21 protein-coding genes are annotated in these 25270 nt (G+C 72.0%); 14 read left to right on the top strand and 7 right to left on the bottom strand.

The genetic code is table 11. The annotated features are described in order from the left end of the window. Nucleotides 1-47: 47 nt before the first annotated feature. A complete protein-coding gene (locus tag MKK69_RS14320) occupies nucleotides 48-1022 on the bottom strand; it encodes a hypothetical protein (protein ID WP_243968724.1) in 975 nt (324 codons plus the stop codon). 323 nt (nucleotides 1023-1345) lie between these two features. Next, on the bottom strand, nucleotides 1346-2851 hold the full coding sequence (locus MKK69_RS14315; RefSeq protein ID WP_243968857.1) for an MDR family MFS transporter: 1506 nt from the start codon (nucleotides 2849-2851) through the stop codon (nucleotides 1346-1348). Nucleotides 2852-3282: 431 nt separating this feature from the next. Here MKK69_RS14315 and MKK69_RS14310 point away from each other — a divergent pair, with 431 nt between their 5' ends. After that, complete coding sequence (locus tag MKK69_RS14310; protein ID WP_243968723.1) at nucleotides 3283-3813, top strand: GNAT family N-acetyltransferase; 531 nt, start codon at nucleotides 3283-3285, stop codon at nucleotides 3811-3813. A 211-nt stretch (nucleotides 3814-4024) separates the two neighbouring features. Further along, on the top strand, nucleotides 4025-5311 hold the full coding sequence (locus MKK69_RS14305; protein ID WP_243968721.1) for a TIGR03862 family flavoprotein: 1287 nt from the start codon (nucleotides 4025-4027) through the stop codon (nucleotides 5309-5311). Nucleotides 5312-5321: 10 nt separating this feature from the next. On the opposite strand, the gene MKK69_RS14300 is transcribed toward MKK69_RS14305, so the two are convergent. After that, nucleotides 5322-6134, bottom strand: coding sequence for a collagen-like protein (locus MKK69_RS14300; RefSeq protein ID WP_243968719.1), 813 nt, complete (start codon nucleotides 6132-6134; stop codon nucleotides 5322-5324). Nucleotides 6135-6363: 229 nt separating this feature from the next. Here MKK69_RS14300 and MKK69_RS14295 point away from each other — a divergent pair, with 229 nt between their 5' ends. The 7 genes from MKK69_RS14295 (at nucleotide 6364) to MKK69_RS14265 (ending at nucleotide 14838) form a co-directional block, all read left to right on the top strand. Continuing rightward, the gene (locus tag MKK69_RS14295) at nucleotides 6364-7152 is read left to right on the top strand and encodes an ImuA family protein (protein ID WP_243968717.1); all 789 of its coding nucleotides are present in this window, start codon (nucleotides 6364-6366) and stop codon (nucleotides 7150-7152) included. Next, a complete protein-coding gene (locus MKK69_RS14290; protein ID WP_243968715.1) occupies nucleotides 7079-8596 on the top strand; it encodes a DNA polymerase Y family protein in 1518 nt (505 codons plus the stop codon). Before MKK69_RS14295 ends, MKK69_RS14290 begins: the two co-directional genes overlap by 74 nt. Next, nucleotides 8593-11883 (top strand): error-prone DNA polymerase, encoded by a 3291-nt coding sequence (locus MKK69_RS14285; RefSeq protein ID WP_243968713.1) that lies wholly within the window; start codon nucleotides 8593-8595, stop codon nucleotides 11881-11883. The genes MKK69_RS14290 and MKK69_RS14285 overlap by 4 nt, the downstream gene beginning before the upstream one ends. A 197-nt stretch (nucleotides 11884-12080) precedes the next feature. Further along, nucleotides 12081-13202: a histidine kinase dimerization/phosphoacceptor domain -containing protein gene (locus tag MKK69_RS14280; protein ID WP_243968711.1), complete on the top strand. Its 1122-nt coding sequence runs from the start codon at nucleotides 12081-12083 to the stop codon at nucleotides 13200-13202. Further along, a complete protein-coding gene (locus MKK69_RS14275) occupies nucleotides 13199-13648 on the top strand; it encodes a response regulator (protein ID WP_243968709.1) in 450 nt (149 codons plus the stop codon). The genes MKK69_RS14280 and MKK69_RS14275 overlap by 4 nt, the downstream gene beginning before the upstream one ends. 36 nt (nucleotides 13649-13684) lie before the next feature. Continuing rightward, a complete protein-coding gene (locus MKK69_RS14270) occupies nucleotides 13685-14146 on the top strand; it encodes a hypothetical protein (protein ID WP_243968708.1) in 462 nt (153 codons plus the stop codon). Between the two features lie 77 nt (nucleotides 14147-14223). Beyond that, complete coding sequence (locus tag MKK69_RS14265; protein ID WP_243968706.1) at nucleotides 14224-14838, top strand: Uma2 family endonuclease; 615 nt, start codon at nucleotides 14224-14226, stop codon at nucleotides 14836-14838. On the opposite strand, the gene fae is transcribed toward MKK69_RS14265, so the two are convergent. Continuing rightward, nucleotides 14839-15378, bottom strand: coding sequence for a formaldehyde-activating enzyme (gene fae / locus MKK69_RS14260; RefSeq protein ID WP_020092273.1), 540 nt, complete (start codon nucleotides 15376-15378; stop codon nucleotides 14839-14841). Between the two features lie 62 nt (nucleotides 15379-15440). Then, entirely contained in the window at nucleotides 15441-16682 is a 1242-nt protein-coding gene (locus MKK69_RS14255; protein ID WP_243968704.1) for an NRAMP family divalent metal transporter, read from the bottom strand. Between the two features lie 81 nt (nucleotides 16683-16763). On the opposite strand from MKK69_RS14255, the gene MKK69_RS14250 reads away from it, so the two are divergent. Continuing rightward, nucleotides 16764-16979 (top strand): hypothetical protein, encoded by a 216-nt coding sequence (locus MKK69_RS14250; protein WP_243968702.1) that lies wholly within the window; start codon nucleotides 16764-16766, stop codon nucleotides 16977-16979. A 67-nt stretch (nucleotides 16980-17046) separates the two neighbouring features. On the opposite strand, the gene MKK69_RS14245 is transcribed toward MKK69_RS14250, so the two are convergent. Beyond that, complete coding sequence (locus MKK69_RS14245) at nucleotides 17047-17523, bottom strand: hypothetical protein (RefSeq protein ID WP_409564813.1); 477 nt, start codon at nucleotides 17521-17523, stop codon at nucleotides 17047-17049. Between the two features lie 233 nt (nucleotides 17524-17756). Between MKK69_RS14245 and lexA the strand changes: the two genes are divergently transcribed. After that, entirely contained in the window at nucleotides 17757-18491 is a 735-nt protein-coding gene (lexA, locus tag MKK69_RS14240; RefSeq protein ID WP_243968698.1) for a transcriptional repressor LexA, read from the top strand. Here the strand turns inward: lexA and MKK69_RS14235 are convergent. Next, nucleotides 18469-20745, bottom strand: a complete 2277-nt coding sequence (locus tag MKK69_RS14235; protein ID WP_243968697.1) for a ComEC/Rec2 family competence protein — start codon at nucleotides 20743-20745, stop codon at nucleotides 18469-18471. The two genes, lexA and MKK69_RS14235, sit on opposite strands and share 23 nt — an antisense overlap. Before the next feature lie 173 nt (nucleotides 20746-20918). Here MKK69_RS14235 and gltX point away from each other — a divergent pair, with 173 nt between their 5' ends. From gltX to MKK69_RS14220, 3 genes are all read left to right on the top strand, one after another. Beyond that, nucleotides 20919-22346: a glutamate--tRNA ligase gene (gene gltX, locus MKK69_RS14230; RefSeq protein WP_243968695.1), complete on the top strand. Its 1428-nt coding sequence runs from the start codon at nucleotides 20919-20921 to the stop codon at nucleotides 22344-22346. A gap of 235 nt (nucleotides 22347-22581) precedes the next feature. After that, a complete protein-coding gene (gltA, locus tag MKK69_RS14225) occupies nucleotides 22582-23871 on the top strand; it encodes a citrate synthase (RefSeq protein ID WP_243968694.1) in 1290 nt (429 codons plus the stop codon). A 68-nt stretch (nucleotides 23872-23939) separates the two neighbouring features. Next, the gene (locus MKK69_RS14220; RefSeq protein WP_243968855.1) at nucleotides 23940-24818 is read left to right on the top strand and encodes a DNA-3-methyladenine glycosylase family protein; all 879 of its coding nucleotides are present in this window, start codon (nucleotides 23940-23942) and stop codon (nucleotides 24816-24818) included. Nucleotides 24819-25270 lie beyond the last annotated feature (452 nt).

The raw sequence follows: 25270 nt of genomic DNA, 5'->3' as shown, positions 1-25270 counted from the left end.
CGTCGAATGCTGTGCAGGATGTCCGCAAGCCTGGACTTGTCGAGAGCCTATCGAACTCTGTCGGCATACGCCTTCAGCAGGGCGCCGGTGTAGTTGAGAGCCGCCCCCTTGCAAAGCACGTTCTCGGCGAAGTGCGACCCGGCCGCCGCGATGGGCGCGTATAGACCCGGGGACCGCCGCTCCTCCCGGACGATCGCGATGACCTGTTCCTCGCTGGTGATGTCCAACATGTTGCGGCCGTCGATCAGGCCGCTGGAGTAATGCAGCAGGCAATTGCTCCTGTATTTCATCAGCACGCAGTTGCTCTTCAATATGATCGCCGGCCTGGAGCAGGCCGCTCCATTGCCGTCGAGGGACAGCGCGAACTTGCCGCGGTAGGTAAAGTCCCAGTCGAGGGGGCCGGTGCCGAAACCTTCGGCGCGCATCAGGGCATCGGCGTCCGGATCGCATTGCACGACCGAGGTCAGCCTGAAGTCGACCTCGGGGCGATCGGCGAAGAACCGCGCTGCGCGCAATCGGGGGAAGCGGGCCCCGCACACCGCGTCCGCCGTGATGTGACCGCCGCCCGTGGTCGATCCGCAGAAGGTGGCCACCGGCGTCTTGTCCGCGTAGGCGCGGTGGTCTTGCGGAGCCGCCCCGAGATAGTCGAGGGCGATGAGGTCGACATCGGGTAGGAGCAGGTTGCGCTGGCCGGCCAACTTCTGAAACGAGAAGACGGGAAGCCCTTCATGGTCCGGCGCCTCATCCTGGATGTCGACCGCGATCAGCATGTCTCGCCGCGTGGGAAAGGCGCGGAACGTTTCGATCAATAGCCTCAGGTAGCAGTGAAATCTCGATACGTAACTAGGATATACGAATACGTCCGCGGGCTTGTCGAGAAGGCTGACGGTATCGTCCGTTGCTTGGAACAGGCCGATGGACGGAGAAGTGTTCAATCGTTTCAGGCGATCATTCAGGTCGACGATGTCGAAGGAGGCATCCTGCCACGGCCGCATCTGATCCGCGACGAAGCTGGTCAGCAACGTGCCTGTATCAGGGGGAGATCGGCCGGTCATCATGCGCTCTTGAACCTAGACAATACGGGGCCTGACATCGGCGGCCGCGGGATCGCAGACCATGCCGTCCCGATCGATCACCGGCGCCGATACGGCAAGTGGCCGACATCGATGATGGAAGCGGCGATGCAGGAGCGATCATCGCAGGCGAGGGCGCACCATAATGCATCCGCGATAGGCGGTACAGTCAAGCTCGTGGTCTCTGCCTCGCTGCCGTCGCGCGGCGCGCGATGCAAGCGCGTCGTCTCTGTCCCGGGGGCCGGCACCCGCCGTTCGGAACGATGCGCCGGCTACGGCCCGACGCCATCCTGGCGGTGGGGAGGCCCGATCGGCTCGGCCGCGTCGCCCTCCGGATGCCCGCCCGCGGCCGGCCCGCCGTCCATCGTCGGCGAAGAGCGCTCGCCGAGCGGCCGCTCCTCCATCAGCGCCAGGAACGCGAAGGCCGCCAGGAGCCCGAGGCAGGCGGCCACGAACACGAAGCGGAACGTCAGGGCGAGGCGGGCCGGGTCGGCCCCGCGGATCAGGCTCTCCACGTCGTGGCCCCCGGGCGCACCCGCGACGCCGCCCAGCACGATCGTGCCGAAGGCCGCCACGATCAGGGCTCCGCCGAGGGACCGAAAAAAATTCATCGACGCCGTGGCGATGCCGAGCTGGTGGCGCGTCACCGCGTTCTGGATCGCGATGGTGGAGAGCGGCAAGATCGTCCCGATCCCCATGGAGAGCAGCGCGAACAGCAGCTCCATCAGCCAGAAGGGCAGCGCCCGCCCCTGCCACGCGATGACGGCGCAGCAGGCGATGCTGAGGCTCATCATGGCGAGCGGCACGCGCTTGTAGTGCCGGAAATAGATCATCGACCGGCCCGACAGCGTCGCGCCCGTGACGGTGCCGACCATCAGCGGCACCAGGGCCAGGCCGGATTCGCTCGCCGAGAGGCCGATCACCCCTTCGAGGAAGATCGGCACGTAGATGGTCAGCCCGATGAAGGTGCCCATGGCGAAGCAGGCGGCCAGCGTCGCGCTGTAGACCACTTGGTTCCGCAGCACCTCGGTGGGGATCAGCGGCTCGGCCGCCGTGGCGAGCCGCGCCGCGAAGCCGCCGCCGAGCAGGAGGGCCAGGGCGAGGAGGCCGAGGACCGGCGCGGAACTCCACGGGTAGCGCACGCCGCCCCAGCTCAGGGCCAGCAGCAGGGCGATGGAGCCGGAGACCATCAGGGCGGCCCCGGGCCAGTCCAGCCGGTGCTGGCGGTCGTGGCGCGGCAGGCGCTTCAGGTTGGCGTTGGTCAGCGCGAAGGCGAGGCAGCCGATCGGCAGGTTGATCCAGAAGATCAGCGACCAGTGCAGGTGCTCGGCGAAGAAGCCCCCGAGCAGCGGCCCGGCCACCGAGGCCGCCACGAACACGCCGGCGATCACCACCTGATAGCGCGCCCGCTCCTTGGGCGACATGATGTCGGCCAGGATGGTCTGCGCCAGCGCGATCAGCCCGCCGCCGCCGATGCCCTGGAGGCCCCTTGCCAGCGCCAGCGTCACCATCGTCGGCGCGAGCGCGCAGGCCAGCGACCCGAGCACGAAGGTCGCGATGGCGATCAGCAGCATGATCCGCCGGCCGTGGATGTCGGACAGCTTGCCGTAGAGCGGGGTCACCGCCGTGGAGGCCAGCAGGTAGGCGGTGACGATCCAGGGGAGGTTGGCGGCGTCGCCCAGCGCCAGCCCGATGGTCGGCATCGCGGTGGCCACGATGGTCTGGTCGAGGGCCGCGAGCAGCATCGCGGTCATCAGGCCGTAGACGATCGCCCGGATCTCGAGGGGACTGAGGCGGGCCTGCGCGGCGGAGGCGGCCGGCGTGGACGGGGCGGCGTCCGCTTCGGTCGCGGGGACGGTGGTGGAGAGCGCCACGGGTTGGAAGCCTCTTTCTGGTCCGCGCCGGACCGGCCGGCTGGACGGGAACGAGGTCGCAGCGTCACGGTTGCGCGGGCGATACGGCATTCGCTGCCAAACTGGACACCGGTTCGGCGCCAGCGAGCGCGTAACCACAGGGGCGTTAACGACGCGCAGCCCCGGATCCTACGCGGCCCGCGGTCACCTGCCTTGTGCCTGAGACGGGGTGAAAGCTGTGCCGGCACGCTCCAGGTATCCGGGCACGGCAGGCGCCGGAGCGAAGGGCTGCATCCGGCATCGGATCCGGATCGGCCCTGATTTGCCTCACGCGACGGCCGGCGCATAACTCGACGATGGCCGACATCATCTACCGTGCCGCGCGGGCGACCGACGCGCTGACCATCGCTGCGATCCACGTGGCTAGCTGGCGGGACGCCTATCGTTCACTCCTCGATCCGGTCTTTCTCGCCGGCCCTATCGAAGACGATCGCCGCTCCCATTGGCTCGGGAAATTCGACACGCCGTCCGCGAATTTCCTGGTGGACGTCGCCGCGACCGCCGATGGAAACCTTGTCGGTTTCGCCGCGACACACCGTGATCGCGATCCGCGCTGGGGCAGCTTGCTGGACAACCTGCACGTCCTTCCGGAGATGCGGGGCAGGAAGATCGGTGAGGCCCTGCTGCGCTCGGCGGCGCGCGCCCTTGCCTCTCGGCAGGCGGACGATGGCCTGCACCTCTGGGTTTTCGAGGCCAACGCGGCTGCCCTCCGGTTCTATACGCGTTTGGGCGGCCATGTTGTTGAACGGAAACTGTCGCAGGCCCCGATCGAAAACGACAGGATGATTCTGCGGGTTCATTGGCCGGCACTGTCGGACTTGCTTTAGAGCATCATCCCGAAAGGCGGTTTCCGGCTTTCGGGAAAAGTTGATGCACTTAAAGACCTAGCGCATCGTCCCGGTTCTGATATCCGGGACGACGCGCTGGAGATCGGGGCAGGCTCGCACGGCCACCCCAGCCAGACGGTCCGGCCCCGGAAGGCCGGCCGGCCGCGGCCCCATCTTGACAGACCCGCGCCGCCTGCCGCTCTCCAGGCGGATGCCCGACGACATCCATGACATCGCCCGAGAGGTGGCCATCGTGGGCGGCGGACCGGCCGGGCTGGCCGCGGCTGAGGTGCTGGCGCAGGCTGGCCACGCGGTCACGGTGTACGACCGGATGCCGTCGGTGGGCCGCAAGCTGCTGATCGCCGGGCGCGGCGGCCTCAACCTCACCCACAGCGAGCCCCGGGGGGCGTTCCTGTCCCGCTACCATCCGGCCGGCCACCTGGACGCCGCCATCGCGGCCTTCCCCCCGGAGGCCCTGCGGGACTGGTGCGCGGAACTCGGCGAGCCGACCTTCGTCGGCTCGAGCGGGCGGGTCTTTCCGCAGAGTTTCAAGGCCTCGCCCCTGCTGCGGGCCTGGCTGGCGCGGTTCGACCGGCTCGGGGTCCGGATCCGCACCCGCCACCGGCTCGCGGCGATCGCCGAGGAGTTGTCTTCCGCGGACCCGGGAGATCCCGATTCCGGGGCGGGATCGCCGCACCTGCAGCTCTATTTCGAGACGCCGGACGGCCCCCTCGTGGCCCGCCCCCGGGCCGCCCTCCTGGCCCTCGGCGGGGCGAGCTGGCCGCGGCTCGGCTCGGACGGGCGCTGGGTGCCGCTGCTGGAAGGGCTCGGCGTGGCGGTGGAGCCCCTGCGCCCGGCCAATGCCGGTTTCACCGTGGCGTGGTCCGCCCTGTTCCGGGCGCGCTTCGCCGGGGCGCCGCTCAAGCGGGTGGCGCTCGCCTGCGACGGCAAAGCCGTCCGGGGCGAGGCGGTGATCACCGCCGCCGGGATCGAGGGCGGGGCGGTCTACGCCCTGTCGCGTCCCCTGCGCGAGGCGGTGGCGGCGCGGGGCCACGCCCGGCTGCTCGTGGACCTGCGCCCCGACCTGACCCGGGAAGCCCTCGCCCGCCGCCTCGCCGGCGCCCGACCCGGCGACTCGGCCGCGACCCGGCTGCGCAAGGCCGCGGGGCTCGCGCCCGTGGCGGCGGGCCTGCTGCGCGAGGCCGCCGGGGCCGCGCTCCCCGCGGAGCCCGAGGCGCTCGCCGGGCTGATCAAGGCCGCGCCGCTCACCCTCACCGGCTCCGCGCCGATCGACCGGGCGATCTCGACGGCGGGCGGGGTCCGGCTCGACGCCCTCGACGGGCGGTCGATGCTGCGCGCCCATCCCGGCCTGTTCCTGGCCGGGGAGATGCTCGACTGGGAGGCCCCGACCGGCGGCTACCTGCTCCAGGGCGCCTTCGCGGGCGGCCGGGCCGCCGCCGCCGGGCTGCGCGACTGGCTGCGCGGCGCCGGTGGCTGAGGCGCCGGCCTCACGGCCGCGCGCAGAACCCGACGATGCCCGCGGCCTCCGCCGGGCAGCCGGCGCCCTCCCCGTCATAGACCGGGGCGCCGGCCTTGAGGCAATGGGCCGTGACCAGCGTTTCTTCCGATGGGCAGGTGATGGTGCAGCCGCCCGCGCAGTCGGACTTGCGCACGGCCCGGAGGGCGGACGCGCCGGCCTCGCCCCGGGGCCCTGCCCCGCCCGGTGATCCCGCCTGACCGCCGGGACCCGGCGGACCCTGAAGGCCCGGGGCGCCCGGATCGCCCTTCGGACCCGGCGCGCCCTGTGGGCCGACCGGACCGTTGGGGCCGGCCTCGCCCCGGGGTCCGACAGCCCCCTGCGGGCCGGTCTCACCCTTGTCGCCCGCCTCGCCCTTGGCACCGGTCATCCCGGGCGGGCCCGCGGCGCCCTGGGGGCCGGGCGGTCCCTCGGGGGCGCAGTTGGCCACCACCGCCTCGCGCTCGTCCGGATCGGACTTGAGCGTCACCACGCAGGTCGCGGGCCGATAGGGGAGCCGGACGGTGAACCGCCCGCGCCGGTCGGCCTGGACCGAGATGTCGTCGTCCAGGACCACGATCGCCCCCGGCTTGCGCACCGAGCCCGAGATGCGCAGGTCGCCAGCCTCGATCCGGGCGTCGTAGACCATGATCGGCTGGCTCGGGGCCTGCGCGTGCCGGGGCCGCGGCCTGGCCTGGCGCGGGGGCGCCTCGGAGGATGGGGCGGGGCCGGGATCCGGCGGCTGCTGCGCGAAGGCCGCCCCCGAGAGGGCGAGCAGGATCGTCAAGGCGAGGGCTGGGCGCATGCTCGGACCGTGTCGGCCGCGTCTGGCGCGGCACACGACTTGTGGTCCCGGGCCGCGGACCCGGTCAACCGTGGCTTTGGTCGCGGGCGGCCCGGCCGATTCCACAGGCGTCCACATCCATCCACAGGCCAAGCCGCTGAACCAGCGTCCAATTCCGCGACCCTGCGGAAACGGTTTGAACGTGTTCCTGTTATGTTCCTATCGTCCGGCATGATCGGAGCACGCGCAGATGGGGCTGGACCCTGCGAACCAGACCGGGCGGGATCCCGCTCCCGGCAGCCCCCGGGAGCAGCTGGCGGCCCTGCGGGTGCGCCTGGCGGGTCCCGGCGCCCCGGCGGCCCCGCGACCGGTCCTGCCGCTGGGCCTGACGGCGGTCGACGCGCATCTGCCCGGCGGCGGGCTGGCCCTCGGGCCGCCGCACGAGGTCGCCCCGGCCGAGCCTGCGGATGCGAGCGCGGCCCTGGGCTTCGCCCTGGCGCTCTGCGCCCTCCACCTCGCCCGCGCGGAGGGCGCGGCGCTGATCGCCGCCGCGCCGAACCAGCCCCTGCCCCACGGTCACGGCCTGGCCGGCCTCGGCCTCGATCCGGCCCGGCTGCTGCTCTTGGAGGCCGGCAGCGACGCGGAGGTGCTCCGCGCCCTGGAGGCGGCGCTCCACGCCCGCGCCCTGCCGGCGCTCGTCGGTCTGCTCGCGGACGGCCTGCCGCTGAAGCCGGGCCGGCGCCTGCAGCTCGCCGCCGAAGGGGGGGAAGGCGACGCGCCGCCGCTCCTGGTGATCCTGCGGCCCGCCGAGGCCGGGCTGCCCAACGGTGCCGCCACCCGCTGGCGGATCGCCTCGGCCCCGGCCGCCCGGGACCGGTTCGGCACCCTGGACAACCCGCGCTGGCGGGCGCGGCTCGAGCGCTGCCGCAACGGGCGGGGCGGCGCCTGGCTTCTGGAGTGGGACCATGCCGCGCATCGTCTGCGTCTGCCTGAGCCACTGGCCCGTGACGCGGCTGCGGCGGGCCGGTCTCGCGCCTGATCAAGGCCCGCTCGCGGTGGCGGCCGAGGGGGCCGGCGGCCTGCGGTTCCTCGCCCTCGACCCGGAGGCCCGCGCCCTGGGCCTGCGGCCCGGCGAGCCCCTGGGCCGGGTCCGGGCGCGGATCGGCGTGCCGCTCCAGGTCCATCCCGCCGATCCCGACTCCGACCGGGCGGCCCTTCTACGGCTCTGCCGCTGGGCGGAGGGCTACGCCCCCGGGGTGGCGCCGTTCGGGCCGGCCGAGGCGGCGGACGGGTTCTATATCGACGTCGCCGGGGCGAGCCATTTGCGCGGCGGCGAGGGGCCCCTCGTGGACGACCTCGCCGGGCGCCTGGCGCGGTCAAAAATCCCCGCCCGGATCGCGCTCGCCGACACGCCCGGCGGCGCCTTCGCGCTGGCCCGCTACGGGGCCTCCGACCGGGTGATCGTACCCCCCGGCGGGGCCGCGGAGCCTCTGCGGGCGCTGCCCGTGGAGGCCCTGCGCCTCGATCCCGGCACGGTCTCGGGCCTGCGGCGGCTCGGCCTGCGCCGGGTCGGCGAGATCGACGCGCTGGCCCGGGGGCCGCTCGCCCGCCGCTTCGGCGAGGCGCTGCTGCTGCGCCTCGACCAGGCGATGGGCCGCCGGCCCGAGCCCCTGGCGCCGCTCACCGCGGAGGCCGCGTATCGGGCCGCCCGGGGCTTCCTCGACCCGATCGGCCGGCAATCGGACATCGTCGTCACCGCCCGGCTGCTGATGGCCGAGATCGCCCCCCGGCTGGAGCGGGACGGGCTCGGCGCCTGCGCCCTGCGCCTCGTGCTGTACCGGGTCGACGGGGTGATGCGCGTCCTCGATCTCGGCCTGTCCTGGCCCGAGCGCTGCCCCGAGCGCGTCGCCGCCCTGGTCTCCCTGCGCCTCGACCGCCTCGGCGCCGGCCTCGATGCCGGCTTCGGCTTCGAGACCGTGGCGCTCACCGTGACGGTGACGGGCGCCCTGTCGGCCCGCCAGACGGAACTCGGGGCGGCGCCCGAGGGCGACGGCATCGACGCCCTCGCGGACGCCCTGGCGCAGCGCCTCGGCCGGCCGCTCCTGCGCCTCGGGGCGCGGGCGAGCCACATCCCGGAGCGGGCCGCCCAGCCCCTCCCCTGGACCCGCGCCCCGACATCCTGGCCGGATCACCGCCCGCCCCGGCCCCTGGTGCTGTTCCCCCGGGGCGAGGCCGCCCTCGACGTGCTGTCCACGGTGCCCGAGGGACCGCCCCGGCGCTTCCGCTGGCGCGCCCGGATCCACGCGATCGTCCATGCCGAGGGGCCGGAGCGGATCGCGGCCGAGTGGTGGCACGCGCCCGGCGCGGCCCGGGACTATTACCGGGTGGAGTGCGAGGCCGGCCGGCGGCTCTGGCTCTACCGCGACGGGCCGCACGCCCCCGGCCGCCCGGCCGCGTGGTTCGTCCACGGGGTGTTCGCGTGAGCCATCCCGCCTACGCCGAGCTCGCCCTCACCACGAATTTCTCGTTTTTGCGCGGCGCCTCGCATCCGCAGGAATACGTCGTGCAGGGGGCGGCCTACGGGTTCGCGGCCCTCGGGATCGCCGACCGCAACACGGTCGCCGGGGTGGTGCGGGCGCATGCGGCGGCGCAGGCCCTCAAGGCGGAGGGTTTGACGATCCGCATCCTGCCGGGGGTGCGCCTCGTCACCGAGGACGGGTTCGAGGCCGTGACCTATCCCGCGGACCGGCAGGCCTGGGGCCGCCTGTGCCGGCTGCTCACCCGAGGGAACCGGCGCAGCCGCAAGGGGGCGTGCCAGTTCTCCTTCGCCGAGATGCTGGAGGCCGCCGAGGGACAGATGTTCATCGCTATCCCGCCGGGCCGGCGCCTGCGCCCCCCGGACGGTTTCTTGGGCCGGCTCGAAGCCCTGGCCGCGGCCGCCCCGGGCCGGACCTGGCTCGGGGCGAGCCACGCCAGGCGCGGCGATGAGCGCCGCCGGCTCGGTCTGCTGGCCGAGCTGGGCGAACGCTCCGGAGCGCCCATGGTGGCGGTCTCGGACGCGCTCTACCACCATCCCGACAGGCGCCCGCTCCAGGACGTGGTGGCCTGCATCCGTGAGCGCTGCCGGATCGGGGAGGCCGGCTACCGGCTGGAGGCCAATGCCGAGCGCCACCTGAAGTCGCCCGCCGAGATGGCCCGGCTGTTCGCCGACCATCCGGAGGCGCTCGCCCGCACGATGGAGATCGCCGAGAGCTGCGACTTCCACCTGTCGCAGCTGCACTACGAGTATCCCGACGAGCCGGTGCCCCCCGGGCGCACGCCCCAGGCATACCTGGAGGAGAAGACCTGGGAGCGGGCGGGCTGGCGCTATGCCGGCACCATCCCGGCCGCCGTCGAGGCGACGCTCCGCGAGGAACTGCAGCTCATCGCCCAGTTGGACTATGCCCGCTACTTCCTGACTCTGTTCGACGTGGTCGAGTTCGCCCGCGGCAAGGGCATCCTCTGTCAGGGCCGCGGCTCGGCGGCCAATTCCGCCGTGTGCTTCTGCCTCGGCATCACCGCCGTGGACCCGTCCAAGCACCGGCTGCTGTTCGCCCGGTTCATCTCGGAGAACCGGGGCGAGCCCCCCGACATCGACGTCGATTTCGAGCACGAACGCCGGGAGGAGGTGATCCAGCACCTCTACGACCGCTATGGCCGGGAGCGGGCCGCCCTCTGCGCCACGGTGATCCACTATCGCCCGCGCATGGCGATCCGCGAGGTCGGCAAGGTTCTGGGCCTCACCGAGGACGTGACCGCTTCGATCGCCGACACGGTCTGGGGCTCCTGGGGCAAGGACGTGCCGGACAAGCACGTGCGCGAGGCCGGCCTCGACCCCGACAACCCCGCGCTCCGGCAGGCGCTCGATCTCGCCCACCAGCTGATCGGCTTCCCCCGCCACCTGTCGCAGCATGTCGGCGGCTTCATCCTGACCCGCGGCCGCCTCGACGAGACCGTGCCGGTGGGCAACGGCGCCATGGCGGACCGGACCTTCATCGAGTGGGACAAGGACGACATCGACGCGATCGGCCTGATGAAGGTCGACGTGCTGGCGCTGGGCATGCTGACCTGCCTCAAGCGCGGCCTCGATTTTTTGGAGAAGGACCACGGCGCCTTCTACGAGACCCTGGCCGACCTGCCCCCGGAGGATCCCGAGACCTACGCGATGCTGGCGAAGGCCGATTCCGTCGGCGTGTTCCAGGTCGAGAGCCGGGCGCAGATGTCGATGCTGCCGCGCCTCAAGCCGAAGGAATTTTACGACCTCGTGGTCCAGGTCGCGATCGTGCGCCCCGGCCCGATCCAGGGCGACATGGTCCATCCCTACCTGCGGCGGCGCTCGGGGATCGACCCGGTGGTCTATCCGGCCCCGCATCCGGACCACGGGCCGGCGGACGAGCTGCACACGGTGCTGCACAAGACCTATGGGGTGCCGCTGTTCCAGGAACACGCGATGCAGATCGCCATCACGGCCGCCGGCTTCACCCCGGCCGAGGCCGACGGGTTGCGCCGGGCGATGGCGACCTTCCGCCATGTCGGCTCGATCGGCGGCTTCGAGCAAAAATTCGTGGGCGGGATGACGCGCCGCGGCTACCCGGCGGAGTTCGCCGAGCGCTGCTTCGCGCAGATCAAGGGCTTCTCCACCTACGGCTTCCCGGAGAGCCACGCGGCGAGCTTCGCGCTCCTGGTCTATGCCTCGGCCTGGATGAAGTGCCGGCACCCGGACGTGTTCCTGGCGGCGATCCTCAACGCCCAGCCGATGGGCTTCTACCAGCCGGCCCAGCTGGTGCGCGACGCCCGCGCCCACGGGGTCGAGGTGCGGGGTGTCTGCGTCAATGCCAGCGCCTGGGACTGCACCCTGGAGCCGGCCGGGGATCCGAAGCGGCACGCGGTGCGCCTCGGCCTGCGGCAGGTGAGCGGTCTGCCCGAGGCCGCCATGCACCGGCTCGTGCGGTTGCGGGCCAACGGCTATGCCAGCATCGAGGGCCTGCAGGCGGCCCTCGCCCTGCCCCGCAACGCCCTGGAGCGGCTCGCCGAGGCCGACGCGTTCCGGTCGCTCGGCCTCGACCGGCGCGCCGCCCTGTGGATGGTGCGCACCCTGGAGGGGACCTCGGCCCGCAGGGCGGCCAAGGCCGACGGCGCCGAGCGCCGCGGCCACCTGCTGGAGGCGCCCCTGCCGCTGTTCGCCTGGCACGCCGATGACGGCCTGTTCCGGCACGAGCCGGCGGTGGACCTGCCGTCGCTGCCGCTCTCCGAGGCGGTGGCCGAGGATTACGCCGCCACCGGCCTGTCGCTGCAGGGGCACCCGGTCGCGTTCTTCCGCGGCCGGCTCGCCCGGATCGGCGCGATCCCGGCCCGGGCCCATCTCGATCCGGCCCTGCCCCAGGGCGCCCGGGTCACGGTGGCGGGCCTCGTGCTGATCCGCCAGCGGCCGGGCACCGCCAAGGGCGTGGTCTTCCTGACCCTGGAGGACGAGACCGGCATCGCCAACGTGATCGTCTGGAAGACGGTGTTCGAGGCCAACCGCCGGGCCGCCATGCAGGCCCGGTTCCTCGCCGTGCGCGGCCGGGTGCAGCGAGCCGAGGGGGTGGTCCATCTGGTGGCCGAGGGATTCCGCGATCTCACCGAATTCCTGCGCGACCTGCGCGCGGCCGGGATGAAGCTGCCGCCCGAGACCACGGATTTCGGCGCGCCCCCGGACCGGCGGGTGTATCCGAGCCGGGATTTCCACTGAGGCCGGCCCGGATCGCCGCCGCGGGCGCGCCGGCCCGCGCGGCCCAGGTGCGGCGTTCTGTCTATCCCAATCCGGCGCCAAAGCGCCCCGGCCCTGAACCCATCGCGTGGATCGTCCGTTAAGGCAGCGCTTGTGACTGCGCAGGCAGAAGCCGATTGCCGGAGGTGACGAACGCCGGGCACGAAAGAGCAGGGACGATGGAACAACCCGACGCCTGGCATCAGACGGACCAGCTCGACGCCGCGCCGGGCAAGGGCGATCCGTTCGCCGCGGCGGTGCGCGCCACGCGGATGGCGATGATCATCACCAATCCGCGCCTGCCCGACAACCCGATCGTGTACGTCAACGACGCCTTCCTGCGGATGAGCGGCTACACGCGGTCCGAGGTGCTCGGCCACAATTGCCGGTTTCTCCAGGGCGCACAGACCGACCACGGCGCCGTCGCCCTGATCCGCGAGGCGGTCGAGGCCCGCACCGATATCGCGATCGACATCCTGAACTATCGCAAGGACGGGACGCCGTTCTGGAACGCGCTCTATCTCAGCCCGGTCGCCGACGAGTCCGGCGAGGTTCTGTTCTTCTTCGCCTCGCAGCTCGACGTCACCGACCGCGTCGACGCGCATATGCAGATCCAGCAGGAGAAGGACCGCTTCGAGGCCGAGGTCGCCAAGCGCACCCGGGACCTGACCGATGCCCTGGCCACGCAGACCATGCTGGTCCACGAGGTCGATCACCGGGTGAAGAACAACCTCCAGATGATCGCGGCGCTGCTGGCCATGCAGACCCGGGCGATCACCGATCCCGCGGCGCGCGCCGCCATGGAGGCGATGCTGACCCGGGTCGAGGCCCTCGGCACGGTCCATCGCCGACTCTACCAATCCAACAACGTCGAGCGTTTCGACGTGGCCGAGTTCGCCCGCGACCTCGCCAACGACCTGGTCCGCGGCTCCGGCCGCGACCGGATCCGCCTGCACCTGGACCTGGAGACCGTGGAGATCCCGGTCGCTAAGGCGCCGCCGGTGGCGTTGATGATGAACGAGTTGATCACCAACGCCCTCAAGCACGCCTTCCCGGACGACCGCCCGGGGCGGCTCTCGGTGACGGTGGCGCCGGACGGCACGCATGTCACCATCAAGATCGCCGATGACGGCGTCGGCATGCCGGTTCAGGCGATGGAGCAGCGCTCCTTCGGAAAGCGCCTGATCGGTACGCTCTGCCGCCAGCTCAATGCCAGCATCGCCTGGATGACCAATGATCCGGGCACGATCGTCAGCATACGCCTGCCGCGCGAGATGGCCGGCGGTCTGGAGGCCCCGTGACCGAGCCGCTGCGGATCCTCGTCGTCGAGGACGAAGCCCTCATCCTGATGCAGATTGAGATGATGCTGGAGGAGGCCGGCCACAGCGTCGTGGGGACGGCGATGACCGCGGGCGAGGCCATCGCCCTCGTCCACGAGACCCGGCCCGAGCTGGTCCTCATCGACCTGCGCCTCGGGGACGGCTCCTCGGGTCTCGACGTGGCGCATGCGGTGCGCGATCTCGGCGGCATCACGGCCGCGTTCATGACCGCCAACGCCCGGGCGCTCAGCGACGACATGGCGGGGGCGACGGCGGTGATCGCCAAGCCGTTCACCGGCACGGTGCTTGAGGAATCCCTGGCCTATCTGGAGGATTGCGTGCGCCGGCCGCCGCCGGACGCGCTGGTGCCGGCGGGGATGCGGGTCGCGCCGGCCTGGCTCGCGAGCTTCGCCCAGATGCGGGCCTGACCTCGACAGGCGCCGCGCCGCGGGTAGAGTGCCGCCATGCCGAGCCTGACCGTTCCACGCCTCCTCGCCGCCCTGGCCTGCCTGCCGCTCCTGGGATCGGCCACCCGGGCCGATCCCTGCGACGACCTCGCCCGCCAGATCGCGGGGGCCATCGGAGGCAGGGTCGGCAAGCGGGCCGGCCCGAGCATCGACATCCGCCTCGCCGGCCCGATCAAGTTCGACGTGACCTGCCGGGCCGAGCCGATCGTGCAGGCGACCTCCGCCGAGCCCGCCCCCTCGGCGACCTTCTTCCACGACCTGTCGGCGGCCTCCGAGATCCTGATCGGCGAACCGGCCGCGACCGTCGAGCCGATCATCGCCAACGCCTACCGGACGTCCCTGTCAGAGCGGCGCAAGTCGTTCATCCAGCAGAGCGGCTGGTCGGCCTCCTGCTACACCGACCCGGGCAGCACTACGATGCGCACCCTGTGCTCGGTGGGGCGCATCCCGCCGGAATGACGCGCCCTTGACCGAGTGGAGCGCCGGCGGGATCCTCGATCTGCGTCGACTTGGCCCGGGCTGCCCACGATGATCCCATGACGATTCTCGAGACTCCGCCCGTCCACAGGACCGATCCCCACCAAGGATTCTGGGACTTCATCGAGACGCGGCCTGATGAGGAGAAATGGGAACTCATCGGGGGCCAGATCGTGATGCAGGCCCAACCCAACCTCGTTCATCAGTTCATTGCCAGCGCCTTGCAGCGATTTCTCGACGGCGGCCTCAGGCGGATAGGCTCACCACGCGTTACCCTGCAGAATCCCGCCGTCGACCTATGGCCGGTTCGCGAGGGCCATATCTACGTGCCCGACGTTGCGGTTCTCGATCTGGCCGACATCGAGGCCGGATTGAATGCTGTCGAGCGCTGCTACTTGGCCGCCGAGATCCTGTCTCCGAGCGACCACCGCAGGCTTCCCGGCACGCGCCAGAAGAAGATCGACGTCAAGTGCGCCGGCTACGAAGCCCTGCCGCTGTGCGAGGCCGTGCTCCTGATCGAGCTGAAGAGCCCCGCCCTGACCCTATCGGCGCGAACCCGAGAGACCTGGACCCGCACCCGCCTGACCGGGGACGACCGTCTGGTCCTCCCCGGCTTCGGCCTCGACTGCGCGGTGGCCGACCTCTACGTCCACACGCCCGTTGCGCAGGGCTGATCAGTACTCGATCACGCCGTCCAGCGCGTAATGCTTCACGGTCTTCCGATTGGCGATCAGCTCGTCCACCGTCGGCTCGCCCTTGAGGGCGCGGGCGATGGCGAGCTTCGTCGCCTCGTAGTTGGTCCTGTAGAGGTCCTTCTGGTCGAGGTTGTCGTCCTCGGCGCAGCGCTGATCGAGCCAGATCATGATGATCATGCACAGCTCGTCGAGGCCGTCCTTGGGCAGGATGCCCTCGATGATGCAGTCCACGATCGCGTCGCCGGTGGCTGCTTGGACCACGCCGCCGAGGAGCTCGGCATACTCGGCCGTGTGGATCGTGACCTTGGTGGTCATCATCGTGGCCGGGCGCACCAGCTGATTGAGGTCGCGGACCACGAACATCCGGGTGTGGCCCTGGACCTGCCCCATCATCGACGCGAAGGCCTGGCCCACCGGCCCGCGCACGGAACCGATCAGCACCTCCGGCATGGCGTCGGTGTACTGGCCCTCGGCCGCCAGCACCGTGGCCTCGCCCGTACGGAACCAGATCTCTTGCATGTCTCGACTCCACCTGATCGGAGCCCGCGGGAGACATCATCGCGCCGCCCGCGTCAATCGGGTCAGAGCAGGCCGATCCCGTCGAGCACGCCAACCATCGCGAAGGCGATCGTGAGGCCCGAGACGGCGTAGACCACCCACTTGTAGGCGCCGTCCACGCGCTTGCCCTCCGGCAGGGCCCGGGTGGCGAGCAGGATCAGGAGGCCGAGCGCGAGCGGAAGGAGCAGGGCGTTCATCACCTCGACCGCGATGTTGAGCGCCACGAGATTCGGCACGAGCTGCACGGACACCGCGCCGGCCGCCACCACCAGCGCGAAGGCGCCGTAGAAGGCCGGCGCCTCCCGGGGCGATTGCTCCAGGGAATGCGGCTTGCCCGTCACATCGCCAAAACCCCAGGCGAGGGCCAGGGCCACGACGTTCAGCGCCACGAAGGCCGCCGCGATGATCCCGACCCCGAACACCACCTGCCCGAGCCAGGGCCCGAGGGCCGGCGTGAAGGCCCCCGCGAGGTCGCCCACGGTCTGCAGACCGTCCTTCGTGCCCTGCCCGGCCTTGCCGATCGTGGCGGCCGCCGCGATCAGGATCGCGCCCATCACGCATTGCGAGATCACCGCGCCCAGGAGCGTGTCGAGCCGCGAGCGCCTGGCGTGGTCCCAGCCGAGGCCTTTGTCGACGATCGCCGATTGCTGGTAGAAGATCATCCACGGCATGATCACCGCGCCGATATTGGCGGCGATTAGGACCCGGTACTGGCCGTCGCCGAGCGGCATGTGGGCGAAGGATGCCACGATCGCCCCCGGATCCGGCCGCGCCGCCACGGCGAGCCCGATGAAGACCAGCTCGAACAGGCCGACCGCGATCGCCACCCTCTCGACCCGCCGGTAGCTCCCGGTGAACACGAGGCCGAGCAGCAGGGCGGCCGGCAGGCCGAGGCTCACGAGCCGCGGCACCCCGAACAGGTCGCCGATGCCGGCGATGCCGGAGAATTCCGTGACGATGGCGCCGATCCCGGCGACCACGAGGCCGCCAAAGGAAATCCAGGCCCAGACCGGCCCGTAATGCGCCCGGATCAGCTCGCCGTGGCCGCGGCCGGTGGCGGTTCCGAGCCGCACCGTCAGCTCCTGGACGACGTAGAGGATCGGCACCAGCAGGATCTGCAGGAGCAGCAGCGAGTAGCCCCAGCGGGCGCCGCTCTGGGCCGCCGTGATGAGGCTTCCGACATCGGTGTCGGCGAGCATCACCACGAGTCCGGGGCCCGCAGTCTTGAGGAACGCCGCGAGGCGGGGCAGGGAAGCGCTTGGCACGGCTCGGGAACAGTCCCGGGCCGGGGCAGTTCCGGCGGGAGCCTGCGGCGTTTTCCCGGGGCGCACCGGGAGGGTTGAGCGATGGCGGAGCGCGCGGAACGGGGGCCGGGCTGGAGCCTGCAGGCGAGCGCCGTGCCCGAGGGGGTGCGGCTGGAACTCGCCCTGTCGGATCTCGGGGGCGGGCCGGTCACCGCCGCGATCGTGCTGGACCGGGCCGAGGCCCGGGCCTTCGCGCGCGCCCTGCTGGCGGCGGCCGGCGACGCCACCGAGCGCACCTTCCCAAAGCCGGATGCCTGACGCATCCCCCCGGCACCGGTGTCCCGGCCGGCGCGTCAGGGACGCCGGACCCCTCCGGCCCGGCGGATCAGCGCTGGGCGGGGCCCGGATTGCGGCCGGGCAGGCGCGGCACCACCGTGCCCCGCCTCTCGACCGGCGCGTCGCAGGCATAGGCGAACTCGGTCTTCAGCGGATCGAACACGGTCTCGCCGGTGACCCGGCACTCCTCCCGCACGGTCTCGTCGAGATAGGCGCGGGCGGCGGTGCGGAAGCGCTTGACCCGGGTCGCCTCCGGCTCGGGATCGATCCGGACCTCGCTCAGGTTGCAGCCGGCATATTCGCGCAGGGCGTTCGAGACGATCAGCATCCGGCGCAGCTGCCGGTTGTCGTAGACCTCGTAGGGCTCCTTGCAGCCGATCGTCACCACCTGGGGGGTGAGCGCCACGTAGTTCCGCGAGATGTACGAGAAGCCGGTGGTGCAGCCGGCGAGCGCCGAGCCCAGGAGGGCGACGCCCAGGGCGAAACGGATGGACCCTGGCACCGCGAGCTGTCGCATCCTCGTCATTCCCAGCCCGATACCGACCCGCCGCCGGAGCCGCCGGTCTTGTCCGGCGGGGCGCCCGGGTGCATTGAAACGGCTCCGCTTGTGCCGTCAATGCGTTTGTGCTCCGCCTCTGCCGCCGGGACACGAGCGTGGCCGTATTACGCTTGCGGAACACTTGCGGAACGTTTAACGTGTTCGCGATTTGTTTCAGCGGCCGCCCTGGGGCGGTCCGCCAAGCCGCGAGGCCCCCTTCGATGCTCACGCGCAAGCAGCTGGACCTTCTGCGGTTCATCCAGAGCCGCATGCAGGAATGCGGCGTTCCCCCGTCCTTCGACGAGATGAAAGACGCCCTCGACCTGAAGTCGAAATCGGGCATCCACCGGCTGATCACGGCCCTGGAGGAGCGCGGTTTCCTGCGCCGCCTCCCGAACCGGGCGCGCGCCATCGAGGTGATCCGCATCCCCGAGAGCCTGCACCAGTCGCCGACCCCGGCCCCCGCCCCCGAGCCGCGCCGCTTCACCCCGAGCGTGGTCGAGGGTGGCAAGTCCAGGCAGCCGTCCCAGCCGTCCCAGCCGGCGGCGACCCGGATGATCGACGACGGCGGCCGGTCCATCTCGATCCCCGTGATGGGCCGGATCGCGGCGGGTACGCCGGTCTCGGCGATCCAGAACCAGAGCCACGCCATCACCCTCTCCCCGGACTTCCTGGCCGGGGGCGAGCACTACGCCCTGGAGGTGCGCGGCGATTCGATGGTCGAGGCCGGAATCCTCGACGGCGACCTCGTGGTGATCCGCAAGCAGGACACCGCCAATACCGGCGACATCATCGTGGCGCTGATCGACGACGAGGAGGCGACGCTCAAGCGCCTGCGGCGCCGCGGCTCCTCGATCGCCCTCGAGGCCGCCAACCCGGCCTACGAGACCCGTGTGCTCGGTCCCGACCGGGTCCAGATCCAGGGCCGGCTCGTCAGCCTCGTGCGCCGCTACTGAAGCGGTTCCGCCGGGGCGTCGGCCGGGGCTTGCGGCACTTCGGATGAGGCCATGCCGCCGGTTCCCTCGGCGGGGAGATCCGCCCCGGCTCGGAGCCGGCCGGCGGTGCCGCCCGCGGACGCCAGGGCAGCGACCGTCCGTCGCCGCGGGCCGCGCGCATCGTGAACCCGCCCCCGTCGACGCGCAGGGCGACGGCGCCGTGCGCCGCCAGGACCCGGCGGTCGATCACCAGCGGCCCCGTGCAGGTCGGCGGCGCCGTGAGACTCGTGATCACCACGGCGGCCCGGGCGCAATCCTCGGGGAAGGCGCGCCGGTCCCGGATCAGGGCCACCGCCCGTCCGTCCGGCAGAAGCGCCGTACAGCCGAGCCGGTCGCAGCGGCCGCCGGGCCCCGCTCCGGCCGCCCGGTCGGGCCGGCGCCCGTCGCCATCCGCCTTCAGCCATTGTTCCAGCACGAAGCCGGAGGGGCTGCCGAGGGCGGCCAGGCGGCCGTCCGGCCCCCGCACCGCCGCGCCCCAGCCCTGCCGGTCGACGTAGAGGTCCTGCCGGTCCGGAAGGGCCGCGAGGCCGAGCCCGAGCAGGAGGGGCGGCACGGCGAGCCAGCGCAGCCGCGAGGCCGGGAGCGTCGCCAGCAGCAGGCCCGCCGTCATCGCGGCCAGGGCGCCGGTGCCGAAGGCCGGCAGCACCACGGTCGCCCGCTCGAACCCGGCGATCCACGCGGAGATCGCCAGCATGCCGCCGACCGCCTGCCCCATCAGCCACCAGACCGGCCGGTCGAGGGCGAAGGGATAGGCCAGGATCCCGATGACCGCGGACGGCATCACCACCAGCGAGACCAGCGGCAGGGTCAGTGCGTTGCCGACGAGGCCGAACGGCTGGACCGTCTGGAAATGGTAGGTGGCGAAGGGCGCGGTGGCGACCTGCGCCACCAGGGTCGTCGCCAGGGTGCCGGTGACCGCCGACAGCCCGGTGCCGACGAGCCGGCCGATCCGCCCCGCCCCGGGCCGGACGAAGAGGCGCCCGTCGATCAGCCGCGCGCAGGCGATCAGCCCGGCCACCGCCCCGAACGACATCTGGAAGCTGGGGCCGAGCAGGCCCTCCGGCTCCCGCGCCAGGGCGATCAGGGCGGCCAGCGCGAGGTTGCGCATCGACAGGGCCGGCCGGTCGGCGAGGATCGCGCCCAGCATGATCAGGGTCATGATCAGCGAGCGCTCGGCGGCGATGTCCCAGCCCGAGAAGGCGCAGTAGGCGCTCACCCCCACCATGGCGAAGCCGGCCGCGATCTTCTTGATCGGCCAGAACAGCGCGCAATGGGGGACCAGGGCGAGGGCGGCCCGGACCAGCCAGAAGACGACGCCGGCGGCCAGCACCATGTGGAGACCCGAGATCGAGACCACGTGGTAGATGCCGGCGGCGCGCAGCGCATCGTTGGTGGCCGGGCCGATCAGCCCGCGCTTGCCCGTCACCAGGGCGGCCGCCACCGCCCCCGCCTGGCCGCCCTCGGCCCCCGCGATCCGGCGGGTCAGCGCGTTGCGGGCCTCGTCCAGCAGGGCGGCGAGGCGCAGGCGCAGGGGCGGCGGCTCCGCGGGTGCCCGGACCGTGACCGCGCCGACCAGGGAGCCCACCGCGCCGATGCCCTGGAAATAGGCGTCCCGGGCGAAGTCGTAGCCCCCCGGCCGGGCCGCCTCCGGGGGGGGCAGCAGCCGGGCGGTCGCCGCGATGGACTCCCCGGGCCGCGGGATCGGCGTCTTGCGGAACGAGACCCGCACCCGGGCCGGCCGCAGCTCCGGCGCGAGCCCGGCAAAACTCTCCACCCGGATCACCAGCCGGGCGCCGACCTCGCGCTCGTCCAGCGCCTCGACCATGCCGGTGAGCGGCCCGATGGTGGTCCGGGCCAGGATCGGCGCGTCGACCTGCGCGACCCGCCAGGTCGCCGCCGCGAAGCCCAGGAACGCGGCCGCCGCCGCCAGCGCCAGGGCCAGGGCCGCCGGCCGCGCGCCCAGGACCGGTACCGGCGCCAGGGCGAGGGCGGCCCCGATCAGCGGGGCGGCCAGGACCGGCTCGCCGTCCGCCGCCGCGAAATAGACCAGGATCCCGGCGCCGAAGGCCACCGCCAGCCAGGGGAACAGGCGGCGCTGCTCGGCCTCCCGGGCGAGGCCCGCGGCGGCCCAGTCGCGCAGCGCCGGGAGTGCCGCCGCGCGCGGGGTGGCCCGCGTCAGCACGCCCCCCGCCAGCCTCGCGCCGATCCGCCGCATTGCCGCCGCCCCGATCCGCGCGATCTGTCGACGCCGGCCCAGCGATTCCCGGCCCGATTCTTAACCCATCCGGCGGCCCGTGCTACAGCCGGCGCTTCGTGCTAGGGCGCCGTGTCGAGCCCCGCGCCGCGCCTCGCGCCCCCTCCCGACCCGCCCCCGAACACACCGGACCGATGTCCTCAGCCGTCGTCACGCGCTTCGCCCCCTCGCCCACCGGCTACCTGCATACCGGCGGGGCCCGCACGGCTTTGTTCAACTGGCTCTATGCCCGCCACACGGGCGGCCGGATGCTGCTGCGCATCGAGGATACCGACCGGGAGCGCTCCACCAAGGGCGCAATCGACGCGATCCTCGACGGCCTCACCTGGCTCGGCCTCGATTGGGACGGGGACGTGATCTTCCAGTTCGCCCGGGCCGAGCGCCACCGGGCGGTGGCCGAGGAGCTGCTGGCCGCGGGCCGCGCCTATCATTGCTACGCCACCGCCGAGGAACTCACGCAGATGCGCGAGACCGCCCGGGCCGAGGGTCGTGCGCCCCGCTACGACGGGCGCTGGCGCGACCGCGACCCGGCCGAGGCCCCCGCCGGGGTCAAGCCGGTGATCCGCCTGCGGGCGCCCCTGGAGGGCGAGACCGTGGTGGAGGACGCCGTCCAGGGCCGGGTGACCTGGGCCAACAAGGATCTGGACGACCTCGTGCTTCTGCGCTCGGACGGCACGCCCACCTACATGCTCGCCGTGGTGGTCGACGACCACGACATGGGCGTCACCCAGATCATCCGCGGCGACGACCACCTCACCAACGCGGCGCGCCAGAGCCAGATCTTCTCCGCCCTGGGCTGGGCGATCCCGAAGATGGCCCATATCCCGCTGATCCACGGGGCCGATGGGGCGAAGCTGTCGAAGCGCCACGGGGCGCTCGGCGTCGAGGCCTATCGCGACCTCGGCTACCTGCCGGCGGCCCTGCGCAACTACCTCGTGCGGCTCGGCTGGAGCCACGGCGACCAGGAGGTGTTCTCCACCGAGGAGATGGTCTCGGCCTTCGATCTGGGGTCGGTGGGGCGCTCGGCGGCGCGGTTCGACTTCGCCAAGCTCGCCAACCTCAACGGGCTCTACATCCGCTCCAGCGCCGATGCCGACCTCGTGGCGGCGATCGAGACGATCCTGCCGAATGTCGGGCCCGAGCGCGGCCTCGCGGCGCCCCTGCGGCCGGAGCTGAAGGACAAGCTCACCCAGGCCATGCCGGGCCTGAAGGAGCGGGCCAAGACCCTGATCGAGCTCCTCGACAGCGCCTATTATCTCACCGCGCAGCGCCCCCTGACGCTGGACGACAAGGCCCGCGCCCTCCTCTCCGACGAGGGCCGCGCCCGCCTCGCCGGGGTGCGCCCGGTGCTCGAAGCGGTGTCCGACTGGAGCGCGGCCTCGACCGAGGACGCCGTGCGCCACTACGCCGAGACGGCCGGCTGCAAGCTCGGGCAGGTGGCCCAGCCCCTGCGGGCGGCGCTCACGGGGCGGACCACCTCCCCGCCCCTGTTCGACGTCATGGCGGTGCTCGGCCGGGACGAGACCCTGGCCCGCCTCGGCGATCAAGCGCCGCAGGGCTGAGGGTCTCCGCGGCGTGCGGGGTGGGACCTGCGGCCTTCGGCCCGGATTTCGCTTGGTCGAATTCGCTTGGCGTCGGGGTCCGGTTGTCACCGACCCCGTTGCTGCTGCAGTGCCGTTTGGGTAACCCATGACAGTGAGCACCCGCAGCATACGGCGCGGTGCTCAGGCCCCCGGGACCGGCTCGGGCAGCCCGAGGCCGGCATCCGCCACGTCGCCACAGAAGGGTCCACGATCCATGAGCGCACCCAGCACCATCACCGTGGACGGCAAGTCGATCGAGCTGCCGGTGAAATCCGGGACGATCGGGCCGGACGTCATCGATATCGGCAAGCTCTACGCCCAGACCGGCGCCTTCACCTTCGACCCGGGCTTCACCTCGACGGCGAGTTGCGAATCGAAGATCACCTACATCGACGGCGACGAGGGCGTGCTGCTCTACCGCGGCTACCCGATCGAGCAGCTCGCCGAGAAGGGCGACTTCCTCGAGACCTGCTACCTGATGCTGTTCGGCAGCCTGCCGACCGCCGCCCAGAAGGCCGATTTCGACTACCGGGTCACGCGCCACACCATGGTGCACGACCAGATGAACCGGTTCTTCACCGGCTTCCGGCGCGACGCGCACCCGATGGCCGTGATGGTCGCCTCGGTGGGGGCGCTCTCGGCCTTCTACCACGACTCGACCGACATCACCGACGAGAGCCAGCGGATGATCGCGTCGATCCGCATGATCGCCAAGATGCCGACACTGGCGGCGATGGCTTATAAATACTCGATCGGCCAACCCTTCGTCTATCCGAAGAACGATCTCGACTACACCTCGAACTTCCTGCGGATGTGTTACGCGGTGCCGTGCGAGGAATACGAGGTCAACCCGGTCTTCGCCCGGGCGCTGGACAAGATCTTCATCCTGCATGCCGACCACGAGCAGAACGCCTCGACCTCGACGGTGCGGCTCGCCGGCTCCTCGGGCGCCAACCCCTTCGCCTGCATCGCGGCCGGCATCGCCTGCCTGTGGGGCCCGGCCCATGGCGGCGCCAACGAGGCGGCGCTCAAGATGCTGATGGAGATCGGCACCCCCGAGAACGTCGGCAAGTACGTCGCGAAGGCCAAGGACAAGAACGATCCGTTCCGCCTGATGGGCTTCGGCCACCGGGTCTACAAGAATTACGACCCGCGCGCCCGGATCATGCAGAGCACCACGCACCAGGTGCTCAAGGAGCTCGGCAAGACCGACGATCCGCTGCTCCACGTCGCCATGGAGCTGGAGCAGATCGCCCTCAAGGACGAGTACTTCATTGAGAAGAAGCTCTACCCGAACATCGATTTCTACTCGGGCATCACCCTCAAGGCGATGGGCTTCCCCACCGACATGTTCACGGTGCTGTTCGCGGTGGCGCGCACGGTCGGCTGGATCGCCCAGTGGGCCGAGATGATCGAGGACCCGATGCAGAAGATCGGCCGGCCGCGCCAGCTCTATGTCGGCCCGGCCCAGCGCGACTACGTGCCGGTGGACTCGCGCGGCTGAGGCGGGACCTGTCCCGGACGACGAGCAGCGGGGCGGCCGAGAGGCCGCCCTTCGCGTTTGCGGAGGCGATCGAGCTTCGCCTGCCCTATCGGCCACCCTACGATTGGGCGGCGATCCGCGCATTTCTGGCCAGGCGCGCGATCCCCGGCGTCGAGACGATCGACCCTGCGGCAGCCTACGCCCGCACGATCCGCGTCGCGGGGCGGCACGGCCTCGTGACCGTCGAGTCCGGCGACGGCTGCCTGCAGGCGACGCTCCGCGGCGTCGGGACCGGCGACGCGCCGGCGGTCTCCGCGCGCCTGTGCCGCCTGTTCGATTGCGACGCCGACCCGGCCGCCATTGCCGTCTGCCTGGCCCGGGATCCGGTTCTGGCCCCGCTCGTGGCGGCGCGGCCGGGCTTGCGCCTGCCCGGCGCCTGGGACCCGTTCGAGACTGGCTGTCGGGCGATCCTCGGCCAGCAGGTCTCGGTCGCCGCCGCGATCGGGCTCGCCGGGACGCTGGTGGCGGCCTTCGGGACGCCCCTTCCGGAGCCGTTCGGCGGCCTGACCCACGTCTTTCCCGCACCGGCCGATCTGGTCGAGGCGGATGTCGCCCTGGCGCTCAACATGCCGCGGGTCCGCGGCGCGGCGATCCGGGCGCTGGCGGCGGCGGCGCTCGCCGACCGGGACCTGTTCGCCCCGGCCGAGTCCCTGGAAGCCGCGGTGCTGCGCTTCACGGCGATCCGCGGGATCGGACCCTGGACGGCGCAATACATCGCCATGCGGGCGCTCAAGCTGCCGGACGCCCTGCCGGTGGGCGATGTCGGCCTGCTGCGGGCGCTCGCGACCGCCACCGGACGGCCGAGCGCGGCCGAGCTTCTGGCCCTGGCCGAGGCGTGGCGGCCGTTCCGCGCTTACGCGGCGCAGCACCTCTGGGCGGCGGACGAGGCGGCCGTGACGGGGCGGTGATCGGGGTGCCAATCCCCCCTTCGGCGCCGCCGTCTTTGCGAGCGGAGCGAAGCGATCCAGTCGGCCCCGCGCTGATGGATGCTGCGCTAACCCTGGGTCACTTCGCTGCGCTCATGATGACGGAGGACCGGTTCGCATCGGCGTTCAATCACCATGGTTGTTTGCGGGGTCATGGATGGCGCCATACATCGGGGTGTGCGGCACGCGCTTCGGGATCTTCGCCCATGACGACAGCCCAGTTCCTTCTCCTGCTCGCGGTGCCATTTGGTGGCGGCGTGCTGGCCTTCGGCGCGCTCTGGCTCGGCCAGCGTTCGCACTGAGACGGGGTCTGTCCCACCCGCGCCCTCATCGCCTGACGGATCTACACTTCGCCTTTGGGATCCTCGTCCGGCTGCCGAGTATGGCATTCCGGAACTGCCACGCGCGCACCCTCCCCCCTCTGCGGGGGAGGG

Origin of the sequence: Methylobacterium sp. J-026, from assembly GCF_022829585.1 — a bacterium.
Taxonomy (GTDB): domain Bacteria; phylum Pseudomonadota; class Alphaproteobacteria; order Rhizobiales; family Beijerinckiaceae; genus Methylobacterium.
The sequence above is the reverse complement of the archived record's forward strand: the minus strand, read 5'-3'. Positions and strand labels throughout refer to the sequence as shown.

What these genes read in the sequence shown, in the direction of transcription:
- MKK69_RS14245 (WP_409564813.1), bottom strand. Translation starts at nt 17,523, where the DNA reads ATGACGAGGATGCGACAGCTCGCGGTGCCAGGGTCCATCCGTTTCGCC.
- MKK69_RS14305 (WP_243968721.1), top strand. Translation starts at nt 4,025, where the DNA reads ATGCCCGACGACATCCATGACATCGCCCGAGAGGTGGCCATCGTGGGC.
- lexA (WP_243968698.1), top strand. Translation starts at nt 17,757, where the DNA reads ATGCTCACGCGCAAGCAGCTGGACCTTCTGCGGTTCATCCAGAGCCGC.
- MKK69_RS14270 (WP_243968708.1), top strand. Translation starts at nt 13,685, where the DNA reads ATGCCGAGCCTGACCGTTCCACGCCTCCTCGCCGCCCTGGCCTGCCTG.
- MKK69_RS14290 (WP_243968715.1), top strand. Translation starts at nt 7,079, where the DNA reads ATGCCGCGCATCGTCTGCGTCTGCCTGAGCCACTGGCCCGTGACGCGG.
- MKK69_RS14250 (WP_243968702.1), top strand. Translation starts at nt 16,764, where the DNA reads ATGGCGGAGCGCGCGGAACGGGGGCCGGGCTGGAGCCTGCAGGCGAGC.
- MKK69_RS14265 (WP_243968706.1), top strand. Translation starts at nt 14,224, where the DNA reads ATGACGATTCTCGAGACTCCGCCCGTCCACAGGACCGATCCCCACCAA.
- fae (WP_020092273.1), bottom strand. Translation starts at nt 15,378, where the DNA reads ATGCAAGAGATCTGGTTCCGTACGGGCGAGGCCACGGTGCTGGCGGCC.
- MKK69_RS14280 (WP_243968711.1), top strand. Translation starts at nt 12,081, where the DNA reads ATGGAACAACCCGACGCCTGGCATCAGACGGACCAGCTCGACGCCGCG.
- MKK69_RS14235 (WP_243968697.1), bottom strand. Translation starts at nt 20,745, where the DNA reads ATGCGGCGGATCGGCGCGAGGCTGGCGGGGGGCGTGCTGACGCGGGCC.
- MKK69_RS14300 (WP_243968719.1), bottom strand. Translation starts at nt 6,134, where the DNA reads ATGCGCCCAGCCCTCGCCTTGACGATCCTGCTCGCCCTCTCGGGGGCG.
- MKK69_RS14295 (WP_243968717.1), top strand. Translation starts at nt 6,364, where the DNA reads ATGGGGCTGGACCCTGCGAACCAGACCGGGCGGGATCCCGCTCCCGGC.
- gltA (WP_243968694.1), top strand. Translation starts at nt 22,582, where the DNA reads ATGAGCGCACCCAGCACCATCACCGTGGACGGCAAGTCGATCGAGCTG.
- gltX (WP_243968695.1), top strand. Translation starts at nt 20,919, where the DNA reads ATGTCCTCAGCCGTCGTCACGCGCTTCGCCCCCTCGCCCACCGGCTAC.
- MKK69_RS14310 (WP_243968723.1), top strand. Translation starts at nt 3,283, where the DNA reads ATGGCCGACATCATCTACCGTGCCGCGCGGGCGACCGACGCGCTGACC.